Source organism: Aeromonas sp. 603404, from assembly GCF_049171775.1.
GTDB lineage: Bacteria > Pseudomonadota > Gammaproteobacteria > Enterobacterales > Aeromonadaceae > Aeromonas > Aeromonas veronii_A.
This window is the reverse complement of record NZ_JAAKPE010000004.1, coordinates 294,554-315,180: the sequence shown is the minus strand read 5'-3', so window position 1 is coordinate 315,180 and position 20,627 is coordinate 294,554. Positions and strand designations below refer to the sequence as shown.

Sequence of the window (20,627 nt, the reverse complement as noted above, 5' to 3'; positions counted from 1 at the left end):
GTACCTGGCTTTAGCTTGCCGGCGGACTGGAGCGGGGTCGTGAATGGCAATGTGGCGGGGACCACGGACGAGGGTGGGGCAGACAGCAAGCCCTTCACCGTGACCGTCACTGCAACTAATGATGCTCCCATGCTGACTGTCTCGGATCTGCGCATATCCGAGGAGGGATTACCGGGATCCAATCCAGACAATTCACCCAATCCCGGCGATATTACCGATAGCACCTCGACCCATGCGACGGCAAGTGTGACAGATATCGACAGCAATACCTTTACGTTCACTCTTTCTGCTCCATCTGGCCTGAGCTCTGGAGGGGTACCAGTTGTGTGGAGTGGTATAGGGTCTGCGACACTGGTGGGTTCAGCGGGAGGGATCCCAGTCATACAAGTATCTGTAGATCCGGTTGGTAAATATACCGTCACCTTGCTGGGGCCCATCGATCATGAATTTGGAGACAATAAGGAAGGACTGAAGACATTTACCTTCAACCTGTCAGCCAGTGATGGTGACTTGAGTGATACCAAGCAGGTCAGTGTTGTTATTGAAGACGATATGCCCGTGATCACAGGCATCGAAAGTCTGGAAGTGATGAATGTAGCCGACATCACTACCGGTGGATTGTTTGGCGTCTCTTTTGGTGCTGATGGCCCTCTGGGTACTGGTGGACTGAAACTGACTGGATGGCCTGATTTGGCAGGGATTACCGAAACCTTGTCGACTGATGGCAAGACTCTGGTAGCAACCATTGATGGTAGTGGGCAGCCACCTAAAGTGTTCTATACATTGACACTCAATGACGACAATACTTACAGCTTTGAACTGGTTACTCCCCAGCCAACCCAGACTTTCTCGATCGGGGCACAGTTCGGTGCTGGCGGGCCTGTTGAGACGATCGGAGTTACTGCTGGCGGGATTGGTGTACTGTTCGATGGTCTGCTGTTCAATGGCAGCGTCAATAATCCTCAGGATCTGCCGGGGAGTGATGCAGATAATCTCAACCCGAACAACAATGGTTTCGGGATTAAGAACGGCAACCTGGACAATAACGAAGGGTTCAAGGTATCCACGACTGCAGCCGTTGATGGGCTCTCTTTCAACGTCTACGGGGTTGGCAACACCAATACCAGCACCATACAGTGGGTGGCTTATGCTGCCGATGGCGTGACCGTCGTCGATTCCGGAGAGCTTGTTCTGTCAGGACTCAAAGGGTCGATGCAGTTGGCCAGCATAGAACCCGATGGGGAGTTCAGCCAGCTTTATGTCCGCTTTGTGCTGAATGGCAATGACTCGGTGAGGATCGAGAATTTCGGAGTGATCGACAAGATCACGCCTCCTGATATTGACCTTGATTTCAGTGCTACCTTGACTGATGCCGATGGAGATAAAGCCAGCGCCAACTTTACTGTATCGGTCAAGAGCAATGAGCCTCCCGTCGCGTCCAATATTCTGGTTGTGGGCAGCAACACCTCGGATACCCCCGACACTACCGGGACCCCCGGCACGGATGATGATCACAAGGTGCCCAACTCCAACGGTAGTGTGGATGGTCTGGTTGCAGGCGGTGCTGGTCACGATATTGTGGTGGGGGACATCGGCGGCACCAGTACCAATTTCATCCCGGGTGAGAATTACAATATTGCCTTGGTGGTCGATGTGTCTGGCAGTATGGCTGGATCACGACTGAGTATGCTCAAGGCCTCCCTGACCCATTTGGCGAACCAGTTGAAAGATCATGATGGTGAGATCAATATCACCTTGATTGGTTTTGCGGCGAATGCCAGCGAGAGTGTGACAATAGTAGGGCTTGATGCCAGTAATGTGAGCAACCTGACCAATGCCATTGATGCACTGGTTGCCAATGGTGGCACCAACTATGAAGCCGCGTTCAATCAGGCCGTGCAGTGGTTCAATGATGGTAGCAAGGCTGCTCCCGGTTACCAGAACCTGACATTCTTTGTCACGGATGGTAACCCGACTTACTACCTCAATGACAGCAATCAGGTCGCTGGACCAGGCAACAGCACCACATTTGAGGTGATCAAGGAGTCGGTGGATGCTTTTGTTTCACTCAGTGCCATCAGCCAGGTCAATGCAATCGGGGTGACCAATGATGTTAACAAGGATTTGTTGAAGTTCTTTGATAACACGACTGAAACGGCAGATCAGTTTTACTCGGCAGGCAGCTTCCTTGACTTGGCCACATTTGGTAGTGGTAGCGGCATAAATGCCGCCTCGGGATGGGTGCTCAGTGGTGATGCTCAGGGATCGCATACCGTTACAAATGGAAGCTTGCGGATCCGGGATGATCGAACCGGTTCTGATTCTGACAGGACAATATTGGCGCTCGCCGTGGCCAATGCCATCCAGGTTTCTGCGGCACAAGCCGGAGCAAGTCTGCAGTTCCAGTATGCCTTGAATGGTGTTAATAGCAGCGACAGCTTCACCTGGAAGTTGGTGAAACTCGAGGGTGGCGTCTGGGATATGCTCAATCCAGTGCAAACGGGCACCATTACTGGCGTTAGTTCATCTGTTTTGACGGCTTACAGCACTATCACAACCGATGGACTGCCTGTCGGGCAATACGGGTTTGTGTTCGAACTGCTCGACAGCTCCAATGACCGGAATGCTGAGGTACGGATAGACAATATCCGGATCGAGCAGGGTTTCAATGCCCCGATCGGCGATGCCCAGATTGTGACCAGTGCCGAGCAGTTGACGGCAGCCCTGACCGAGGGGGATCAGATTACCGTGTTGCTGGGGGCCGGCAATGACGTGGCCGATGGTGGTGTTGGCAATGACATCCTGTTTGGCGATGTACTCAATACCGATACGCTGGCCAGCGAGTTGGGACTGGATCTGCCCCAAGGTTCTGGTTGGCTGGTATTTGAAACGCTGGAGTCCAGTCATGGGTGGACACGTGAACAGACGGTGGATTACATCCGGACCCATATTACTGAGCTGAGTGGGGAGAGTAGCCGCAGTGGTGGTAATGACACCCTATATGGTGGCAGTGGCAACGATATCCTTTTTGGCCAGGAAGGGAACGACACCCTTGTTGGAGGTGTCGGTGATGATTATCTGGATGGTGGTTCTGGTAGCGATATACTCACGGGCGACCTTGGTAAGGACATTCTGATCGGCGGCCTTGGCAGCGATACCATGACCGGTGGTGGGGAGAGTGACACCTTCAAGTGGCTGGCGGGGGATGCGGACGGCAGTATCGATACCATTACTGATTTCACTTTAGGTGATACCAACAATGGTGGAGATGTACTGGATCTCTCGGATCTGCTGGTCGGCGTACCTGCAGTGGGGAACAACGAGGATCTGGCAGCCGTGCTGGACAACTATCTGCAGTTCAACACGACGACCAAGACGTTGACGATAGATCCTGCCGGGGCCGGTGGGAGCCCGGAACTGACCATCCAGTTCCAGAACTCACTCGACCTCGCCTCACTGGGCTCCAATCAGGAGATCATCAAGCACTTGCTGGATGACGGTAACTTGAAGGTTGATCCGTAACCCTCTCTCGGGGCCGGGCTTGCCTGGCCCCTGTTTTTTCTTTAGGTGGATGGATAAGATAGCGGCCGTAGAAGAGAGGGTAATCATGCAGTCATTCAACTGGGTCGACATTGATGGCATCCGTTATAGCTGGGATGGACAGGGCAACATTACCTGCGCAGGTCAGTTTGGCTATCAGGCCTCGATCGCCGGTGATCGGCTGGATGGGATGGAGATAGAGAATGAGGCCGGTGATGTCGCGGGCTCGCTCTATGTTGACTTTGCTGCAGCCTCTATCACCTATGTGCCTGTTTTGGATACCGAGTCTGCCCATAACATGATTCTGGTTGGCCATGAGCAGGGTCAGCAGGAGTATCCACTGGTCAGTTTTCACCCTCCGTTGTTGCAAAATTTGCTTGGGCCGTCTGATACCATCCCTTGGTCTGCGATGGAGGAGGCAATTGGTGGCACCGATCTCGGACAGGCGGTGCAAGGACATGTTCTGTCGTGGGACTCGTTCCATTTCGATGATGAGGTGCAGGTCTGCGGTGCGACATCGTCACAAGATAAGGTAGAGCAGAGCCCAGATGTCTGCAGCGTGGTCACCATCAGTCTCGATCTGACCAATCAGATACTGGATCAGTTCCCCCCCTCGCATGATATATGAATCCCGTAGCTGCACGGGCATAATGGCCTCAATCTTTTCGATTGAGGTTTTTTTCTATGTGGCGTCCCCTTCTTACTCTTTCCGCTCTGGTTGTCAGTGCTCCGCTGCTGGCGATTGAAGTGCCGCAAGCGCCCCATCTGGTGGTGAGTGGTTATGCCGAGCAGAAGACCGAACCCGATATGCTCACCCTCAATGTGGCGGTGAGTGCACTGGATAAGCAGGGCCTCAAGGCCAAGCAGCAGGTCGATACCAAGGTCGCAGCCTTTTTCAGCCAACTGGAAGGGCTGGGGATCAAGCGCAGCGATGTTGAGGCTGGCAACCTGATGGTCTCTCCGGAATATCAGTATGGCGAGAACAAGAAGCCGGTATTGTTGGGATACCGTGCTCAGCGACAATTGGCGGTGAAGCTCTATCAGCTCGACAAGTTGAGCCCCCTGATGGATACCGCACTCAAAGCCGGGCTGGAGTCCGTATCCCAGATTGAGTACGGGTTGAAATCGCCGCAGGTCATCAAGGAGCAGGCCCGTTTGAATGCCGTTGAGGATGCCAAAACCAAGGCTGAATCTCTGGCCAAGGCCTTCGGGATGAAGCTTGGCAAGGTCTACAGTGTGGAGTACCGCAATGCTTCGCCCATTACCGCCTACAGCCGCAACCTGAAGGTAGTGCAGGCCATGGCGATGGCTGCACCTGCGGCGGATATGGCGGACAACAGCTATCAACAACAGCAGATCACGGTAAGTGATAATATCGAGGCTGTTTTCTTGCTGGAGTGATGCCCGTCGTTTAAGTCCAGTCATGAACACCCCCGCCATTTGCGGCGGGGTTTCTATTGCGCATCGATGCAGATATAAAAAAGCCGACGCTCGTGTTTACTAAATCGAGCGTCGGCTTTTTGTTGCGCTGGGTTTATCAGGCGGTCACAGCATCAGCCTTGGTCGCTTCCGGCGCCGGGTTGCGGATGAGGTAATCAAACGCACCCAGTGCGGCGGTGGCGCCAGCACCCATGGAGATGATGATCTGCTTGAACGGTACCGTGGTGGCATCCCCTGCGGCGTAGACGCCGGGCAGGGAGGTCGCCCCTTTGGTATCGATCTCGATCTCGCCAAAGCGGGTCATGGCAATCTCGCTCCCTTTGAGGAACTCAGTGTTCGGTACCAGGCCGATCTGGACGAAGATGCCCGCTACCGCCAGGTGCTTGATCTCACCTGTGGTGCGATCTTCGTAATCCATGCCGACCACCTTGCTGCCATCACCGATCACTTCGGTGGTGCGAGCGCTCATGATGATGTCGATATTGCCCATGGAGCGAGCCTTCTTCTGCAGCACTTCATCGGCACGCAGGGTGTCGGCGAACTCCACCACAGTCACATGCTCGACGATGCCAGCCAGATCGATGGCCGCCTCGATACCGGAGTTACCGCCACCAATCACAGCTACTCGCTTGCCCTTGAAGAAGGGGCCGTCACAGTGCGGGCAGTAGGCCACGCCCTTGGTGCGGTACTCAAGCTCGCCCGGTACGTTCAGATCACGCCAGCGGGCACCGGTAGCCAGGATCACGGCGCGGCTCTTCAAGGTGGCACCAGAGGCGAGATCCACGTTCACATATCCATCTTTGCTGATGGCGGCGGCGCGCTGTTCGGTTATCACTTCCACGCCGTACTGTTTGACGTGCTGCTCCAGGCTGGCGGCCAGTTTGGGGCCTTCGGTGTAGGGCACGGAGATAAAGTTCTCGATACCGACGGTGTCCATCACCTGACCACCGAAACGCTCGGCAACGATGGCGGTGCGAATGCCTTTACGGGCGGCATAGATGGCCGCTGCGGCGCCAGCCGGGCCACCGCCCACCACCAGTACGTCGTAGGGATCTTTCTCATTCAGCTCGGCAGCCTTGCGCTCGGCGGCGCCGGTGTCGAGTTTGGCGACGATCTCTTCCAGCGATATCCGGCCCTGGCTGAACGGTTGACCGTTCAGGTAAACATTCGGTACCGCCATGATTTGACGCTCGGCGACCTCTTCCTGGAACAGGGCGCCGTCGATCATGGTGTGAGTGATGCCGGGGTTCAGGGTCGCCATCAGGTTGAGGGCCTGTACTACGTCCGGGCAGTTGTGGCAGGAGAGGGAGATATAGGTCTCGAAGTGGAACTCACCTTTGAGATTGCGGATCTGCTCCTGCACTGCCGCATCGGCCTTGGAGGGGTGGCCGCCGCTTTGCAGCAGGGCGAGTACCAGAGAGGTAAATTCATGACCCATGGGGATGCCGGCAAAGTGAACACGCGGTGCTTGGCCCTGGGGCGCGACGCTCATGGAAGGCTTGCGAACGGCAGTGCCAGAGGTCTGGGTGATCTTGGGGGACATCTCGGCGATCTCGCTGGCCAGTGCCAGCAGCTCTGCAGATTTGTCGCTGTCGTTGCCGGACACGCTGATCTCGATGGGATTGACGATGTACTGCAGATAGGTGTTCAGCTGTTGTTTGAGGTTGGTATCCAACATGGTCGAATTCCTTCTTGTAATGGCGAGTTGGCATTAAATGTGAGTCGGTCTGCTTTCAGGCCTATTTGGCAATGCCGGAAAGCAGACCGGCCCTTATGCGGGCCGGTCTTGGAAGCGGGAGGCTTAGATCTTGCCTACCAGATCCAGGGACGGGGCCAGAGTGGCTTCGCCTTCTTTCCATTTAGCCGGGCACACTTCACCCGGGTGGGAAGCAACGTACTGGGCTGCTTTGACTTTGCGCAGCAGTTCCAGTGCGTCACGGCCGATGCCGCCAGCGTTGATCTCGACGATCTGGATGATGCCCTGCGGGTCAATCACGAAGGTACCGCGGTCAGCCAGACCAGCTTCTTCGATCATCACGCCGAAGTTGCGGGTGATGGTACCAGTCGGGTCACCAATCATCGGGTACTGGATCTTCTGAATGGTGTCAGAAGTGTCGTGCCATGCTTTGTGAGTGAAGTGGGTATCGGTAGAGACAGAGTAGATCTCAACGCCCAGCTTCTGGAATTCAGCGTAGTTGTCAGCCAGGTCGCCCAGCTCGGTCGGGCAAACGAAGGTGAAGTCAGCCGGGTAGAAGAAGACCACGGACCACTTGCCTTTCAGGTCAGCGTCAGACACCTGAACGAATTTACCATTGTGGTAGGCGGTAGCATTGAACGGCTTGATTTCAGTGTTGATGTAGGTAGACATGTAATTGCTCCTTGGTGATGTACATATGCCGGTCTGGTGTTGAAGAGTCTGCCAGACGAGGCGCTTAACTTTCGATGGATTCATCATAGGGGCTTCCACTAATCGAGAAAAGCCGCAATTTTGAATCGCTTAAATCTACTTATTAGATAACTCACTATGGCTGTACCTAACATGAATATCTCAGGCCTACTGAGATAACTCCTTGTCGTGGTTCAATATCTGTGCGCTACATCGCCTTTTCAAGGCATGGGAAGAGGTGTGCAGAGCCACGATAACGCGATGAGATAAACGGTGGTGCAAACATATAGAGCAAACAGGTGGCGAGGAGGTTGAGACCGTTCCTCGCAGCGATGGGGGATGTGCTGACAAGGGGGAGAGCAGAAAACGCGGATAAAAAAATCCCGGCGCTATCGCAACGACAGGGCCGGGTCATCAAACAAGGAATGGCTATATAAACAAATGCTTTACAGCAAAGACTAACTACGGGGTGTGCAAACTTGCAGACATATGAGAGGAAGATAATGGGTGCACAATCCCTCGTCTTCCCCTCGGCAACTATTGCATGGGAGGGATAATAGTGTGACGCAGATCACAAGGCAAGTGTTTGTTGTAATTTTTCAATCAAAATGAAAGTGTTTCATCATTTAAGCTTATTTAGACGGCTGAAAACGCTTTTATTGTAATTTAATTACAACTTAATCTATCAAAAGTCGGTAGGTGGTTCCTGCTCTTCCATCAATTCCAGCAGGTTGATGGCCACGGCAATAAAGTCCGACTCGGTGACAATGCCGATTAGCTTGCGTCCTTTGAGTACCGGCAGGCAGCCATATCTGTGGCGCTGCAGGTAAAGTGCTGCCTCCTTGATGCCGGCGTGAGGATCTACGCTCGCCACTTGCCGTGTCATGATCTCGTCGAGTTGCACGCTGTCGGTAAATTCGGCTTCCCGCTCCGGGCTGATGAGCAGCAGCTTGGATTCCCGGGTGGCCAGGATATCGGTGAGAGTTACCAACCCCAGCAGGTGATGCTGCTCGTCGACGATGGGAATGTGGCGGATTCGCTCCTGCTGCATCAGGTCCATCGCCTGTTTGACACTGTTTGACGGACCCAGAGTGAAGGGGTGTTCGGTCATGATTTCGGATAGGGTCATCATGGTGGGCCTCCTTGTGTATCTGCTTTCACCCTAGCCCAGCGCCCATTGGCAAAACATGATCAGGGTCAATACAGAACATTAAAGAATCATTAACCGGATGTGTGTCTCAATATTGCTCGCTACCCCTTGTCTCTCTTGGGTTTTTGGTCTTTTGGGTTGCCTTGGAAGATGGGGATAACTAGACTAGCCGCCGATTCCCCCCGAGGTGAAAGATGCAAGTATCCGATTTTCATTTTGATCTGCCAGACGAGCTGATTGCCCGCTATCCGATGGCAGAGCGTACTGCCAGCCGCCTGTTGCAGCTCGATGGTCAGACTGGCGCCCTGCGCCACGGTCAATTTGTGGATGTGCTGGATCAGCTCAATCCGGGTGACCTGCTGGTATTCAATAACACCCGTGTCATTCCGGCTCGCATGTTTGGCCAGAAGGCCAGCGGCGGCAAGCTGGAGGTACTGGTCGAGCGCATTCTGGACGAGCACAGCGTGCTGGCCCATGTCCGGGCCTCCAAGGCGCCCAAGCCCGGCACCCGGATGATCATGGATGGTGGTGTGGAGGCAGAGATGCGCGCCCGCCACGACGCCCTGTTCGAGATCCACTTCCTCGACCCGCGTCCGGTGCTGGAGATTTTGGAGGCCATCGGCCACATGCCGCTGCCCCCCTATATCGACCGCCCCGACGAGGATGCCGACAAGGAGCGCTACCAGACCGTTTACAATCAAAAGCCGGGCGCTGTCGCTGCGCCGACCGCCGGCCTGCACTTTGATGAGCCGCTGCTTGAGAAAATTCGGGCCAAAGGGGTTGAAACGGCCTTCGTCACCCTGCATGTAGGGGCGGGCACCTTTCAGCCGGTGCGGGTAGATAAGATTGAAGATCACCACATGCACTCCGAGTATGCGGAAGTGCCGCAAGAGGTGGTGGATGCCATCGCGGCCACCCGTGCCCGTGGTGGCCGGGTGATTGCGGTCGGTACTACTTCGGTCCGTTCGCTGGAGAGCGCGGCCAAGGTCACCCTGGCACAGGGCAAACCGCTGGCGCCCTTTTTTAGTGACACCGATATCTTCATCTTCCCTGGTTACCAGTTCCAGATTGTCGATGCCATGGTCACCAACTTCCATCTGCCGGAGTCGACCCTGATCATGCTGGTCAGCGCCTTCGCCGGTTATGACAACGTGATGGCGGCCTATCAGGCAGCCGTGGTCGGACAGTACCGTTTCTTCAGCTACGGGGATGCCATGTTCGTCACCCGTCGCCAGGTTGAAGCATAAGCTTCAGCTTATTTACCGGGCCGTGAGCGGCCCTCCTATAGTCAGACTGTTTATCTGACGCAGCCGAGGTAGCAATGAAATTTGAACTGAAAACCACCGACGGCCGTGCCCGTCGCGGTCAACTGGTCTTCGAACGTGGTGTGGTACAAACGCCGGCCTTTATGCCGGTCGGGACGTACGGCACCGTCAAGGGGATGACCCCGGAAGAAGTGCGTGAAACCGGCGCCCAGATCCTGCTGGGTAACACCTTCCACCTCTGGCTGCGTCCGGGTCAGGAAGTGATGCGTGCCCACGGCGATCTGCACGATTTCATGAACTGGCAGGGCCCGATCCTGACCGACTCCGGTGGTTTCCAGGTGTTCAGCCTGGGCCATATTCGCAAGATCACCGAGGCGGGGGTGCACTTCCGTCACCCCATCAATGGCGAGAAGATCTTCCTTGACCCCGAGAAGTCCATGGAGATCCAGTACGATCTGGGCTCCGACATCGTGATGATCTTCGACGAGTGCACCCCGTACCCGGCTACTTATGAAGAAGCGCGCAAGTCCATGGAGATGTCCCTGCGCTGGGGCAAGCGCTCCCGCGACAAGTTTGATGCACTGGGTAACAAGAACGCCCTGTTCGGCATCATTCAGGGCTCGGTCTACGAAGATCTGCGGGATGTCTCCCTAAAGGGGCTGCTGGAGATCGGTTTCGACGGTTATGCGGTCGGTGGTCTGGCCGTGGGTGAACCCAAAGAGGACATGCACCGCATCCTCGAGCACGTCTGCCCGAAAATTCCAGCCGACAAGCCGCGTTACCTGATGGGGGTCGGCAAGCCGGAGGATCTGGTGGAAGGGGTGCGCCGTGGTATCGACATGTTCGACTGCGTCATGCCGACCCGCAACGCCCGCAACGGCCACCTGTTCACCACCGATGGTGTGGTGAAGATCCGCAACGCCCAACATCGCAACGACACCAGTACCCTGGATGCCGAGTGTGATTGCTACACCTGCAAGAACTACAGCCGAAGCTACCTGCACCATCTGGACAAGTGCAACGAGATCCTCGGTGCCCGTCTGAATACGATTCATAACCTGCGTTATTACCAGCGTGTGATGCAGGGTTTGCGGGACGCGATCGAGCAGGGTAAATTAGACGACTTTGTAACAGAGTTTTACCGTCGGCAAGGGAAGCCTGTGCCTCCGTTAGCTGAAAATGACGTTAAATAACAACAACATATAATTTTTTTTAAATCTACATCAATAAGAGGTTGTTAAATGAGCATTATCTCCAAGGCGTATGCAGAAGGCGCAGCACCGGGTGCACAGGGTGGTGGTATGGAAATGATCATCATGCTGGCCGTATTCGGCCTGATTTTCTACTTCATGATCTATCGTCCCCAGGCCAAGCGTGCCAAGGATCACCGCAATCTGATGAGCTCATTGTCCAAGGGTGATGAAGTGCTCACTTCCGGTGGCCTGGTTGGCAAAATTGCCAAAGTGGCTGCAGACAGCGATTACCTGGTGATCGCCCTGAACGACCAGACTCAAGTCACCATCAAAAAGGACTTCGTCTCTGCCGTTCTGCCCAAGGGTTCTATCCAGTCCCTTTAATCTCCCAAGGAGCACAGCGTGTTGAATCGCTATCCGCTGTGGAAATACCTGATGGTGATCCTGGTGATCGCCATCGGTTTTCTATATGCAGCCCCCAATCTTTACGGCGAAGATCCGGCTTTGCAGGTTTCTGCCAGCCGTGGTGCCGAAGTCAAGCTAGATACTCTTGATCTGGTGAAAGAGACCCTTGATGCGGCCAAGATCCCGGTCAAACATGCTGCATTCGAGCACGGTTTTATCCTGATCCGTTTCAAGAACACCGAAGACCAGCTGAAGGCGCGCGATATCGTTGCCAACAAGCTGGGCGATAACTTCATTACCGCACTCAACCTGGCACCTTCCACTCCCGCCTGGCTCGAAGCCATCGGTGCGGCGCCTCTGAAGCTGGGTCTTGATCTGCGCGGTGGTGTGCACTTCCTGATGGAAGTGGACATGGCCGAAGCACTGACCAAGCAGCAAGAGCAGATGGTGCAGGATTTCCGCTCCGAGCTGCGCACCCAGAAGATCCGTTACTCCGGTGTGCGCCGGGTCGGTGATCAGGTGCAGGTGATCTTCCGTGACGAAGCCGATCAGGAACGTGCCGTTTCTCATCTGCGTCGTCAGAACCCTGATTTGACTTTCACTACCGAGCAGAAAGGGGATGAGTTCATCCTGCTGGCTGGTCTGAGCGAAGCCAAGATCAAGGAAGTGAAGAAGTACGCCCTCGAGCAGAACATCACCATCATCCGTAACCGGGTCAACGAACTGGGCGTGGCCGAGCCGCTGGTACAACAGCAAGGCGCCGAGCGCATTGTCGTTGAACTGCCCGGTATTCAGGATACCGCCCGCGCCAAGGAGATCCTGGGTGCAACCGCGACCCTGGAATTCCACATGGTCGATGAGACTGCCGACATCCAGGCTGCGGCCGATGGCCGTGTCCCGCCCAGCTCCAAGGTCTACAACGATCGCAATGGTCGTCCCGTGGTGCTGCAAAAGCGGGTGATCCTGACCGGTGACCACATCGTGGGTGCCCAGTCCGGTTTCGACGAGTACAGCCGTCCCCAGGTCAACATCAAGCTGGATGGCCAGGGTGGCAACAAGATGGCCAACTTTACCAAGGACAACGTCGGTAAAGGGATGGCGACCGTCTTCATCGAGTACAAGCCGGTCGGTCAACCGGGTCCGGATGGCAAGCGCAAGTTCCGCAAGCAGGAGGAGGTGATCAACGTCGCCACCATCCAGTCGCGTCTTGGCAGCCAGTTCCGTATCACCGGCATCGACAATGCCAACGAAGCCCACAACCTGGCGCTGCTGCTGCGTGCCGGTGCCTTGATCGCCCCGATCCAGATCGTGGAAGAGCGCACCATTGGCCCGAGCCTGGGTCAACAGAACATCGACAGCGGTATGGAAGCCATCGGCTGGGCCATGCTGGTGATCGTGCTGTTCATGGGGATCTACTACCGCGCGTTCGGCTGGGTTGCCAACCTGGCGCTCTGTATGAACCTGGTGTTGATTGTCGGCATCATGTCGATGATCCCTGGGGCCACCATGACATTGCCGGGTATCGCCGGTATCGTCCTGACGCTGGGTATGGCGGTGGATGCCAACGTGCTGATCTACGAGCGTATTCGTGAAGAGATCCGCAACGGTCGTGGTGTTCAGCAAGCCATCCATCTGGGCTTTGATCGGGCATTCTCCACCATCGCCGACTCCAACGTGACCTCGCTGATCACCTGCGTGATCCTGTTCGGTATCGGTACTGGCGCCATTAAGGGCTTTGCCCTGACGCTGGGCATTGGTCTGACCGCCTCCATGTTTACTGCCATCACAGTTTCCCGTGCCATTATCAACCTGGCTTGGGGTGGACGGCGTATCGACAAGCTGCCCATCTGAGGATAGAGAAATGTTTCAGATTCTACATTTTGAAAAACCGATCCCGTTTATGCGCTATGCCAAGCCGGGTGTGGTTTTCTCTTCCGTGCTGATGGTGGTAGCCCTGTTCTTCCTGTTTGATCGGGGTCTGAACTGGGGTCTGGACTTTACCGGTGGTACCACCATCGAGGTGGGATTCCAGCAGTCGGTGAGCCTGGACAAGATCCACGACGTTCTGGAAGAGCAGAAGATTGAAGGGGCCACCCTGCAACACTTTGGCTCCAGCCGTGACGTGCTGTTCCGTTTGGCGCCGAAAGAGGGGGTCAAGGTCGAGCAGCAGGGTAACGAGGTGCTGGCAGCGGCCAAGCTGCTCGATGAGGGCGCTGTACTCAAACGCGTCGAATTCGTCGGCCCTTCAGTCGGTGACGAGCTGGCTACTGACGGGGCGTTGGCGATGCTGGCCTCCATCATCTGTATCCTGATCTACGTGGCGGTGCGCTTTGAATGGCGTCTGGCCATGGGCGGCATCCTCTCGCTGGTGCATGACGTGGTGATCACCCTGGGCGTCTTTGCCTACTTCCAGTACGAGTTCGACCTGACCGTGCTTGCGGCATTGATGACCCTAGTGGGTTACTCCCTGAACGATACCATAGTGGTGTTCGACCGCTTGCGGGAGAACTTCCGCAAGGTGCGCAAAGGGGATACCGACTACATTCTCGATCTCTCCATGACCGAGACCCTGAGCCGTACCATCATCACCTCCGGGCTCACCTTCGTGGTGGTGCTGGCGCTGCTGCTCAAGGGCGGCGCGCTGATCCACGGTTTTGCCGTGGCCATGGTGATCGGTGTGGCGTTCGGTACCTACTCCTCCATCTATGTGGCGAGTGCGTTTGCCATGTTCCTCGGCGTCAAGCGCGAGCACATGCTGCCGACCCAGGTGGAAAAAGAGGGGGCGGATCAGCAAGAGATCCTGCCGTAAATGACAAGGGCGCCACGAGGCGCCCTTTCTCTTATCATCCGGGTGAGCCATTATGACGGTTTCACCCACGGCCATTGGCCAAGAGGCAAGGAGCAAGCCATGCAACACAATCCCCGTTTTCTGGCGCTGGTAGAGGCCATTCGCCCCCATGTGCAGGAGACCGACGTGCACCAGATCAAGCGCTGGCAGGACGAAGGGCGCACGTTTCACCTGATCGACGTGCGGGAAGAGAGCGAGTGGGCCAAAGGCCATCTGCCCGGAGCCCAATATCTGGGTCGTGGAGTGATTGAGCGGGATATCGAGACCCTGTTCCCGGATCCCGAGACCACGCTCTATCTCTATTGCGGTGGCGGTTTTCGCTCCGTACTGGCGGCCGACAATTTGCAACAGATGGGTTATCGCAACGTAATCAGTGTTGACGGCGGTTTTCGCGGCTGGCTGGAGGCCGGATACCCTGTCGAATCCTGATTTATTTGATGGAGAGGGGCTCAGCTACATGACAAAGTGGCGGCTGACCTTTACCATATGCGGGGTCAAGCGTAAGCGTCGGAGTGTTCATTGAACGTCAGGAAAGGGATTGGATACCTCCTTGGTATCCTGTTGCTGCTACCCATGTGGGGTTGCAGCAGTAGCAGTCATGTCAACACCCCTAAGGTTCCCAAGGCGCAGCCTGCTTCACTGGTATTGGCGACCCCCCTGCAGGTCTCCTACCAAAGCGAGTTGGCGCTCGCCCGACTCGGGCAGATGCTGAGTGAAATGGAGTTGACCACGGAGCAACGGGCCGAGTTGTTCTATGAACGTGCCGTGGTGTTTGATCGCGTCGGCTTGCGTTCCCTTGCCCGTCTCGATTTCAACAGGGCCCTGCGGGAGAAACCGGATTTCGCTGAAGCCTACAACTTCATCGGTGTCTATCTGGTACAGCAGCAGAACTACGACGAAGCCTATGAGGCATTCGACTCAGCCCTCGAGCTGGCACCCGATTATGACTATGCCTACCTTAACCGCGGTATTGCCCTCTATTACGGTAATCGTCCCGAGCTGGCAGCGGCCGATATGAAGCGTTTCTACGAAGCGCAGCCGGAAGACCCTTATCGGGTGATCTGGCTCTATCTGGCCGAGCAGAAGCTCAATCCCGCTGCGGCCATGAGCCGGATGCGCGAGCGCCTCAACAAGTACGATGACGACGCCTGGAACTGGGATCTGGTTCGCCTCTATACCGGCGAGATCAACGCGTCCCAGCTGATGGGCAACGTGGTGAAAGGGGTGAAGGATAACCGGGAGCTGGCCGAGCGCCTGTGTGAAACCTATTTCTATCTGGGCAAGTTCGAGTTGGGCAAAGGCAACCGCAAGGAAGCCATCAGCTACTTCAAGCTGGCGCTCTCCAACAACGTCTATGACTTCATCGAGCACCGCTATGCTCTGCTCGAACTGGAGTTGATGGCGCGCAAACCCTTGCCGCCGGGTGCCCAGAGCAAAGGCGAACAGCCCTCCTGAATGGAGATGGCGATTACCCGGTGATAAAAAACCTCGGTATGAGGCTAATGCCAGTCAGTAAAGCCTGACTGGCATTGTTTTTATCTGCTTTTTCACACCCACTCCCGTGGCTTGGCTCCATGTCACAGTGAGCTTCGTGTCGCTAATCCACACAACCCTACCAGTTTTTCCAACTCTGCCGCCCGCCTCTGAATAATGAACGGGCACATCTGATCCATGCAGCTCAACAGATGGATGGGGCCGACTCCGTGTGAAACCTGGTCGGCTCGTCGTATGCCTCCTGATATGGGTGATTCTCTTCCCTATCGCGGTGGGCGACTGGTTGACTATCGCTGCTCTTGTCCGATTCCTGCCGGACTGCCTCTCTCATAATGGGTGAGGCTGACGATAGGGAGTAAATATGCGTGCTGGCCCGTGCTTTTACACTCCGTTACATCTGCTCGTCCTGTGACCGCCCCATAATGGTCCTTGGTCTCCTAACCCTGTTCGATGGGAGGTGGATCAGTAGTCGATAAAGTGGAGATCACGAGCAATTTCCTGTCAGCACGGAGGCCTGGACGACGGATGTCACAGAGCGTATCAAACCAGGTGATCAGACGAATGCTGGGAGCCTGCCAGCAGCAGGGGGGCGATCCCGATGCCATTTTGATGGCGGGCGGCCTCACGTCGTTCGACATCGAGCGGGAGCAGGGACGGTTGCCGGCCCACAGCCACTACCGGATGCTGCAACTGATGCAGCCCTATCTGGCCAGTTTTCACGAAACCATTCTCTCCTACGACATCGGCCAGCTCTACCAGCACTATCCACCTCTCATCAGCCTGTGCCTGAATCAGCCCTCGCCGCGGGCTGCGCTTGAGGTGCTGCTGGCCTATCGCCCCATCATCGGCAATTGTGACGAGCTGCGGGTGCTGCGGGGGGCGCAGGCCAGCCAATACCTGTATGTCAATCAGGGGCCCGCCAGCCTGGGGGCGAGTCAGGCTATCCCCAACTTCATCATCCTCTACCGAATTTTGCGAGTCTATCTGGCGGATCCCCGGGTCTCGGTGGGCTTCACGGGGCGGCCGCCACCGCGCCATCAGTTGCTGGACCAGTTCTTCGCCACCCGCTGCCGCTGGGAGCAGGAGGAAAACACCCTGACCATCGACAACGCACAACTCGACTGTCCCAGCCAGTGCTACAACGAGCCGCTGGGTCATCTGCAATTGGCTCAGCTGGCGCAGATCTGTGCCGACATCGCCGAGCGGGCCCCCTTTGCCTGTCTGGTGGGGGAGCGGATCCGCCACAAGATCCGGGAAGGGGAGCTGGAGAGCGACGAGAGCCTGCTCAAGGAGGTGTGCGCGGCCATGAATGTCAGCCGCTGGACCCTGAATCGCAAATTGCAGGGGGAGGGGAGCAGTTTCTCGACCCTGCTGAGGGAGGCGAGGGTGAGCGAAGCCTGCCGCTTGCTGGGGGAGGGTGATCAACCGCTACAGAACATCAGCGATCGGGTCGGCTTCTCGTCCCAGAGCGCCTTCAACCGCTTCTTCAAGGCCAACACCCGGATGACGCCGCTGGCCTATCGCAACGCCCGCCAATAAAAACGGGACCGGCGCAAGGCCGATCCCGTGGTCGGGTCATTGCTGGGCCATTGTCGGGCAAGGCCGGGCTGGGGGCCCGGCCGTGCCTGCCTTTGTTAGCGGGTGATGGTGGTGACGCTGGCGGGATCCACCCCGGTCGGCAGTGCCAGTGCCCCCGGCGTGGTGTTGCTCACCACGATCTCCTTGCTCACCGTGAAGCTGACCGGCGTGCTGGCGGAGACATCCGATGAGGGGCTGATGTAGGCGCTGTAGCGGCCCGGCTCCACGATCCACTGGTTGCTGGCCTCATCGAAGCTGGCGAGGATGCTGGCCGGAATGGTGAAGCTCAGCTGTTCGCTGGCCCCCGGTGCCAGCTGCGCCGTCTTGGCAAAGGCCTTGAGCTCGATGAGCGGTTTCTTCAGCTTGACCTCGGGGGCGGTCACATAGACCTGGGCCGCCTCCTTGCCTGCCATGGCGCCGGTATTGGTGATGGTGGCGGTCAGCATCAGGCTGCCGGTTGCACCATCGGCCAGGGTATTGCTGGCGATGGCGGGGCTGGTGTAGCTGAAGCTGGTGTAGGAGAGACCGAAGCCGAACGGGTAGGAGACCGCCTGCTCGAAGGTGCTGTAGTAGCGATAGCCCACGTAGATCCCCTCGTTGTAGTAGAGATCGTCCGGTTCGCCGTCCCCGTCGGTGTCCTCACCCGGGAAGGTGCCGGCGGAGGGAACGCTGGCGTAGCTGTGCGGGAAGCTCTGGGCCAGCTTGCCGCTCGGGTTGACCGCGCCGGAGAGCACGTCCGCCACCGCGTGGCCGGTCTCCTGGCCAGCCATGTAGGCCAGCAGGATGCCATCCACCTTGTCGCTCCACTGGGCGGTATCGATGACGCCGTTGACGTTGAGCACCACCACCACCTTCTTGCCCTGGGCGTGGAAGGCGCTGCTCACCGCGTCGATGAGGGCGCGCTCGTCATCGCCGAGCAGATAGTCCCCCTTGCCACTGCTGCGATCCGCCCCTTCTCCGGCCTGGCGGCCAATGCTGATGACGGCGGCTTGCTGGGTGGCGGCCGCATTGGCGATCAGCGCCGCCAGCTCGCCGCTGATCGGCGCCTCGGCGCAGGTGTAGTAGCCCTTGGCGCCAAATTGCCCCTCGTGATAGACCTTGTTGTTCTCGTAAAAATCGCGGTAGTAGCTCTGCAACGCCTCGTTGACCGGGAAGCGTGCCGCTAGTCCCTGCGCGATGGTGGTGGTGCTGGCGGCGTTCACATCGCCGCTGCCGGTGCCGCCCTTGTAGGTGTTGATCTGATTGATGCCGAAGCTGGCCAGGGTGCTGCTTGCCGCCAGCGGCAGGGCCGCGGCCTCGTTGCGCAGCAGCACCATGCTCTCGGCGCCGGCCTGACGGGCCAGTTTGGCATGGGCGGTCAGATCCGGGCTGTTGCTGATGGCCAACTGGCTGTAAGAGGGGCTCTTCATCACCTGGGTCAGGATGTGGATGGCGGCCTCGTTCACCTTGCCCTCGTCGAGATCGCCGTGCGCGATGGATTGCTGCAACTGCTCCTTGACGTTGCCCGGCTCGATCAAATCTTGCCCCGCCAGCACCTGCTTGTAGGCGTTGTTGGCCACGTCGCCGGCAAACCAGTCGGACATGACTAGGCCGTCAAACTTCCACTCGCCGCGCAGAAGGTCGGTCACCGCATCCTTGCGCTCGTTGACATAGGTGCCGTTGACCTTGTTGTAGGAGGTCATCACCGCCCAGGGCTGGGCCTCGTCTACCGCTATCTGGAAGCCGCGCAGGTAGATCTCGCGGAAGGTTCTCGGTTCGCCGATGTCGTTGATTTGGTTGCGGTTGGTCTCGGAGTTGTTGCCGAAGTAGTGCTTGATGGTGGTGCCCACCCCGTTGCTCTCCACCCCGTTGACCATGGCGGCGCCGATTTTGCCGGTCAGCAGGGGATCTTCCGAGTAGTACTCGAAGTTGCGGCCATTGAGCGGGTTGCGCTGGATGTTCATGCCCGGAGCCAGCAGGATGTCGACCCCGTACTGGCGCACCTCGTCCCCCATGGCTTCGCCGACGGCCTTGACCAGCTTGACGTCCCAGCTGGAGGCGAGCAGCGAGCCGATGGGCCAGGCGGTAGCGTAGTAGCTGGCGCTGTCACCGTCGCGGTTGGCGTTGATCCGCACCCCGGCCGGCCCGTCCGCCAGTTTGAGGGCCGGAATGTCGATGCCGTCCGCGCTGCGCAGCACGCCGTTGATGTAACCCGCCACGCCGGGCACGTCCTGCTTGACGTTGATGGCGCCGTTGGCACTGCCGTAACCGGGGCCGGAGAGCAGGTCCAGCTTCTCGCTCAGGGTCAGCTTGGCCACCATGGCCTCGGCCTGGCCGCGGTAATAGGCATCGTCCTTGACCAGGGGATCCGAGTCATTCTGGTTGCAACCGACCAGCAGGCCGGCCAGCGCCAGGCTGACACCCAGTGAAACCGCTTTCAATTTTGTGGTGATAGGCATGAAGACGTCCTCGTAACTGTCTGAATAAAAATACAAAGGAGATATCGACACCGGGCGCAAGGCATCCGCCCGGGCTGGGCCGCTCTGCTGGCGGCTGCCATTGGATATCGCAAGGAAGGCCGAACGGGCCGGTGGGCCGGCGTTTGGCTGCAGGCAGGTTAACAAGCCGGGCGATGGCTGCCTTGCCCCGAGGGAGCGAGAAATGTGCCGGCGGGAGCAAGGGGGCCGAGTTGTGAGCAAGGTCGCATCGAAAGGCGGTGCCAAAGCAAAGGTGGGGGTGGCAAGAGGGGAAAGGGCAGGGGAGAAGGAGGGAAAACGGATGGCCTGACGGCCAATGAGGATGGCTGCGATCAACACGCGAGGGGGCCGGCGGCCCCCTCGAAGATCAGCTGATATGCCCGGGCAATGGCCCGGGACGGCTCACTTGGGCTGTTTGAGGGCCCCGGCGAGTTCAATCTGTACCTTGACCCCCTCCTGCTTGAGCGCCGTGGCGACGGCGTTCAGATCGGTGCCCGGCTTGGCTTCCAGCAGGGCGATGCCGCCGCTGCTCTGCTTGAAGCGCAGGCCGTGCCGGCTGGCCAGCGCGCTGGCCTGGTTGTCATCGGCTTCCACCAGCAGGGTGCCGCTGACGGTGAGCTCGGGGCTGGCGGCCCCCTGCATCAGCACATCGCCACGGTGCAGGGTCTGCAGCGGTTCCTTGCCATCGAGACTGCGGGTGGTTCGCGACTTGCTGCCATGGTCGGGGATGAGGTAAGTCTGGCCATTTACCTCTATAGTGCGGTACTGCTTGCCCTCCAGAGTCACGGCTTCTGCCGCCACAGCATTAAGGGCGAGGGGGGCCAACAGGCTGGCCAGCAGTAAGGTAACCGGTTTGTTCATGATAAAACTCC

The 20,627-nt window shown here is 57.5% G+C and carries 16 protein-coding genes; 11 read left to right on the top strand and 5 right to left on the bottom strand.

Going from position 1 to position 20,627, the window contains the following annotated elements; translation table 11 throughout:
- Positions 1 to 39 precede the first annotated feature (39 nt).
- The 3 genes from G5306_RS08725 to G5306_RS08715 all read left to right on the top strand — a co-directional run bounded on the left by G5306_RS08725 (position 40) and on the right by G5306_RS08715 (position 4,941).
- Complete coding sequence (locus G5306_RS08725; RefSeq protein WP_421312742.1) at positions 40 to 3,522, top strand: VWA domain-containing protein; 3,483 nt, start codon at positions 40 to 42, stop codon at positions 3,520 to 3,522.
- A gap of 85 nt (positions 3,523 to 3,607) precedes the next feature.
- Entirely contained in the window at positions 3,608 to 4,168 is a 561-nt protein-coding gene (locus G5306_RS08720) for a hypothetical protein (RefSeq protein WP_042056172.1), read from the top strand.
- Positions 4,169 to 4,224: 56 nt separating this feature from the next.
- Positions 4,225 to 4,941 carry an SIMPL domain-containing protein gene (locus G5306_RS08715; RefSeq protein WP_005337338.1) on the top strand — a complete coding sequence of 239 codons (717 nt, stop codon included), beginning with the start codon at positions 4,225 to 4,227 and terminating at the stop codon, positions 4,939 to 4,941.
- 136 nt (positions 4,942 to 5,077) lie between these two features.
- Here the strand turns inward: G5306_RS08715 and ahpF are convergent, their stop codons facing one another.
- The 3 genes from ahpF to G5306_RS08700 all read right to left on the bottom strand — a co-directional run bounded on the left by ahpF (position 5,078) and on the right by G5306_RS08700 (position 8,498).
- The gene (ahpF, locus tag G5306_RS08710) at positions 5,078 to 6,658 is read right to left on the bottom strand and encodes an alkyl hydroperoxide reductase subunit F (protein WP_421206635.1); all 1,581 of its coding nucleotides are present in this window, start codon (positions 6,656 to 6,658) and stop codon (positions 5,078 to 5,080) included.
- A gap of 123 nt (positions 6,659 to 6,781) precedes the next feature.
- Entirely contained in the window at positions 6,782 to 7,348 is a 567-nt protein-coding gene (gene ahpC, locus G5306_RS08705) for an alkyl hydroperoxide reductase subunit C (protein ID WP_005337335.1), read from the bottom strand.
- A 703-nt stretch (positions 7,349 to 8,051) separates the two neighbouring features.
- Entirely contained in the window at positions 8,052 to 8,498 is a 447-nt protein-coding gene (locus G5306_RS08700; protein WP_013723842.1) for a CBS domain-containing protein, read from the bottom strand.
- Positions 8,499 to 8,710: 212 nt separating this feature from the next.
- Here G5306_RS08700 and queA point away from each other — a divergent pair, with 212 nt between their 5' ends.
- The 8 genes from queA (at position 8,711) to G5306_RS08660 (ending at position 17,260) form a co-directional block, all read left to right on the top strand.
- On the top strand, positions 8,711 to 9,763 hold the full coding sequence (gene queA, locus G5306_RS08695; RefSeq protein WP_042056163.1) for a tRNA preQ1(34) S-adenosylmethionine ribosyltransferase-isomerase QueA: 1,053 nt from the start codon (positions 8,711 to 8,713) through the stop codon (positions 9,761 to 9,763).
- Positions 9,764 to 9,837: 74 nt separating this feature from the next.
- Positions 9,838 to 10,974: a tRNA guanosine(34) transglycosylase Tgt gene (gene tgt, locus G5306_RS08690; protein WP_005337329.1), complete on the top strand. Its 1,137-nt coding sequence runs from the start codon at positions 9,838 to 9,840 to the stop codon at positions 10,972 to 10,974.
- Between the two features lie 48 nt (positions 10,975 to 11,022).
- Positions 11,023 to 11,358, top strand: coding sequence for a preprotein translocase subunit YajC (gene yajC / locus G5306_RS08685; RefSeq protein ID WP_005337327.1), 336 nt, complete (start codon positions 11,023 to 11,025; stop codon positions 11,356 to 11,358).
- Between the two features lie 18 nt (positions 11,359 to 11,376).
- A complete protein-coding gene (gene secD, locus G5306_RS08680) occupies positions 11,377 to 13,230 on the top strand; it encodes a protein translocase subunit SecD (protein WP_421258887.1) in 1,854 nt (617 codons plus the stop codon).
- A gap of 10 nt (positions 13,231 to 13,240) precedes the next feature.
- Positions 13,241 to 14,188, top strand: a complete 948-nt coding sequence (gene secF, locus G5306_RS08675) for a protein translocase subunit SecF (RefSeq protein WP_421173000.1) — start codon at positions 13,241 to 13,243, stop codon at positions 14,186 to 14,188.
- A 99-nt stretch (positions 14,189 to 14,287) separates the two neighbouring features.
- Positions 14,288 to 14,656 carry a rhodanese-like domain-containing protein gene (locus tag G5306_RS08670; RefSeq protein ID WP_421312741.1) on the top strand — a complete coding sequence of 123 codons (369 nt, stop codon included), beginning with the start codon at positions 14,288 to 14,290 and terminating at the stop codon, positions 14,654 to 14,656.
- 90 nt (positions 14,657 to 14,746) lie between these two features.
- Positions 14,747 to 15,682 (top strand): lipoprotein NlpI, encoded by a 936-nt coding sequence (gene nlpI / locus G5306_RS08665; RefSeq protein WP_005344691.1) that lies wholly within the window; start codon positions 14,747 to 14,749, stop codon positions 15,680 to 15,682.
- Positions 15,683 to 16,282: 600 nt separating this feature from the next.
- A complete protein-coding gene (locus tag G5306_RS08660) occupies positions 16,283 to 17,260 on the top strand; it encodes a helix-turn-helix domain-containing protein (RefSeq protein ID WP_421312740.1) in 978 nt (325 codons plus the stop codon).
- 95 nt (positions 17,261 to 17,355) lie between these two features.
- On the opposite strand, the gene G5306_RS08655 is transcribed toward G5306_RS08660, so the two are convergent.
- Both G5306_RS08655 and G5306_RS08650 read right to left on the bottom strand, forming a co-directional pair.
- Positions 17,356 to 19,737 carry a beta-glucosidase gene (locus G5306_RS08655; protein ID WP_421312739.1) on the bottom strand — a complete coding sequence of 794 codons (2,382 nt, stop codon included), beginning with the start codon at positions 19,735 to 19,737 and terminating at the stop codon, positions 17,356 to 17,358.
- Positions 19,738 to 20,157: 420 nt separating this feature from the next.
- Positions 20,158 to 20,619: a serine protease chaperone gene (locus G5306_RS08650; RefSeq protein WP_216980322.1), complete on the bottom strand. Its 462-nt coding sequence runs from the start codon at positions 20,617 to 20,619 to the stop codon at positions 20,158 to 20,160.
- Positions 20,620 to 20,627: the final 8 nt, after the last annotated feature.

Excerpts from the sequence above, each read along its gene's own strand:
- G5306_RS08720 (WP_042056172.1), top strand. The coding sequence starts at position 3,608 with ATGCAGTCATTCAACTGGGTCGACATTGATGGCATCCGTTATAGCTGG.
- G5306_RS08715 (WP_005337338.1), top strand. The coding sequence starts at position 4,225 with ATGTGGCGTCCCCTTCTTACTCTTTCCGCTCTGGTTGTCAGTGCTCCG.
- ahpF (WP_421206635.1), bottom strand. The coding sequence starts at position 6,658 with ATGTTGGATACCAACCTCAAACAACAGCTGAACACCTATCTGCAGTAC.
- ahpC (WP_005337335.1), bottom strand. The coding sequence starts at position 7,348 with ATGTCTACCTACATCAACACTGAAATCAAGCCGTTCAATGCTACCGCC.
- G5306_RS08700 (WP_013723842.1), bottom strand. The coding sequence starts at position 8,498 with ATGATGACCCTATCCGAAATCATGACCGAACACCCCTTCACTCTGGGT.
- queA (WP_042056163.1), top strand. The coding sequence starts at position 8,711 with ATGCAAGTATCCGATTTTCATTTTGATCTGCCAGACGAGCTGATTGCC.
- tgt (WP_005337329.1), top strand. The coding sequence starts at position 9,838 with ATGAAATTTGAACTGAAAACCACCGACGGCCGTGCCCGTCGCGGTCAA.
- yajC (WP_005337327.1), top strand. The coding sequence starts at position 11,023 with ATGAGCATTATCTCCAAGGCGTATGCAGAAGGCGCAGCACCGGGTGCA.
- secF (WP_421173000.1), top strand. The coding sequence starts at position 13,241 with ATGTTTCAGATTCTACATTTTGAAAAACCGATCCCGTTTATGCGCTAT.
- G5306_RS08670 (WP_421312741.1), top strand. The coding sequence starts at position 14,288 with ATGCAACACAATCCCCGTTTTCTGGCGCTGGTAGAGGCCATTCGCCCC.
- G5306_RS08660 (WP_421312740.1), top strand. The coding sequence starts at position 16,283 with ATGCTGGGAGCCTGCCAGCAGCAGGGGGGCGATCCCGATGCCATTTTG.
- G5306_RS08655 (WP_421312739.1), bottom strand. The coding sequence starts at position 19,737 with ATGCCTATCACCACAAAATTGAAAGCGGTTTCACTGGGTGTCAGCCTG.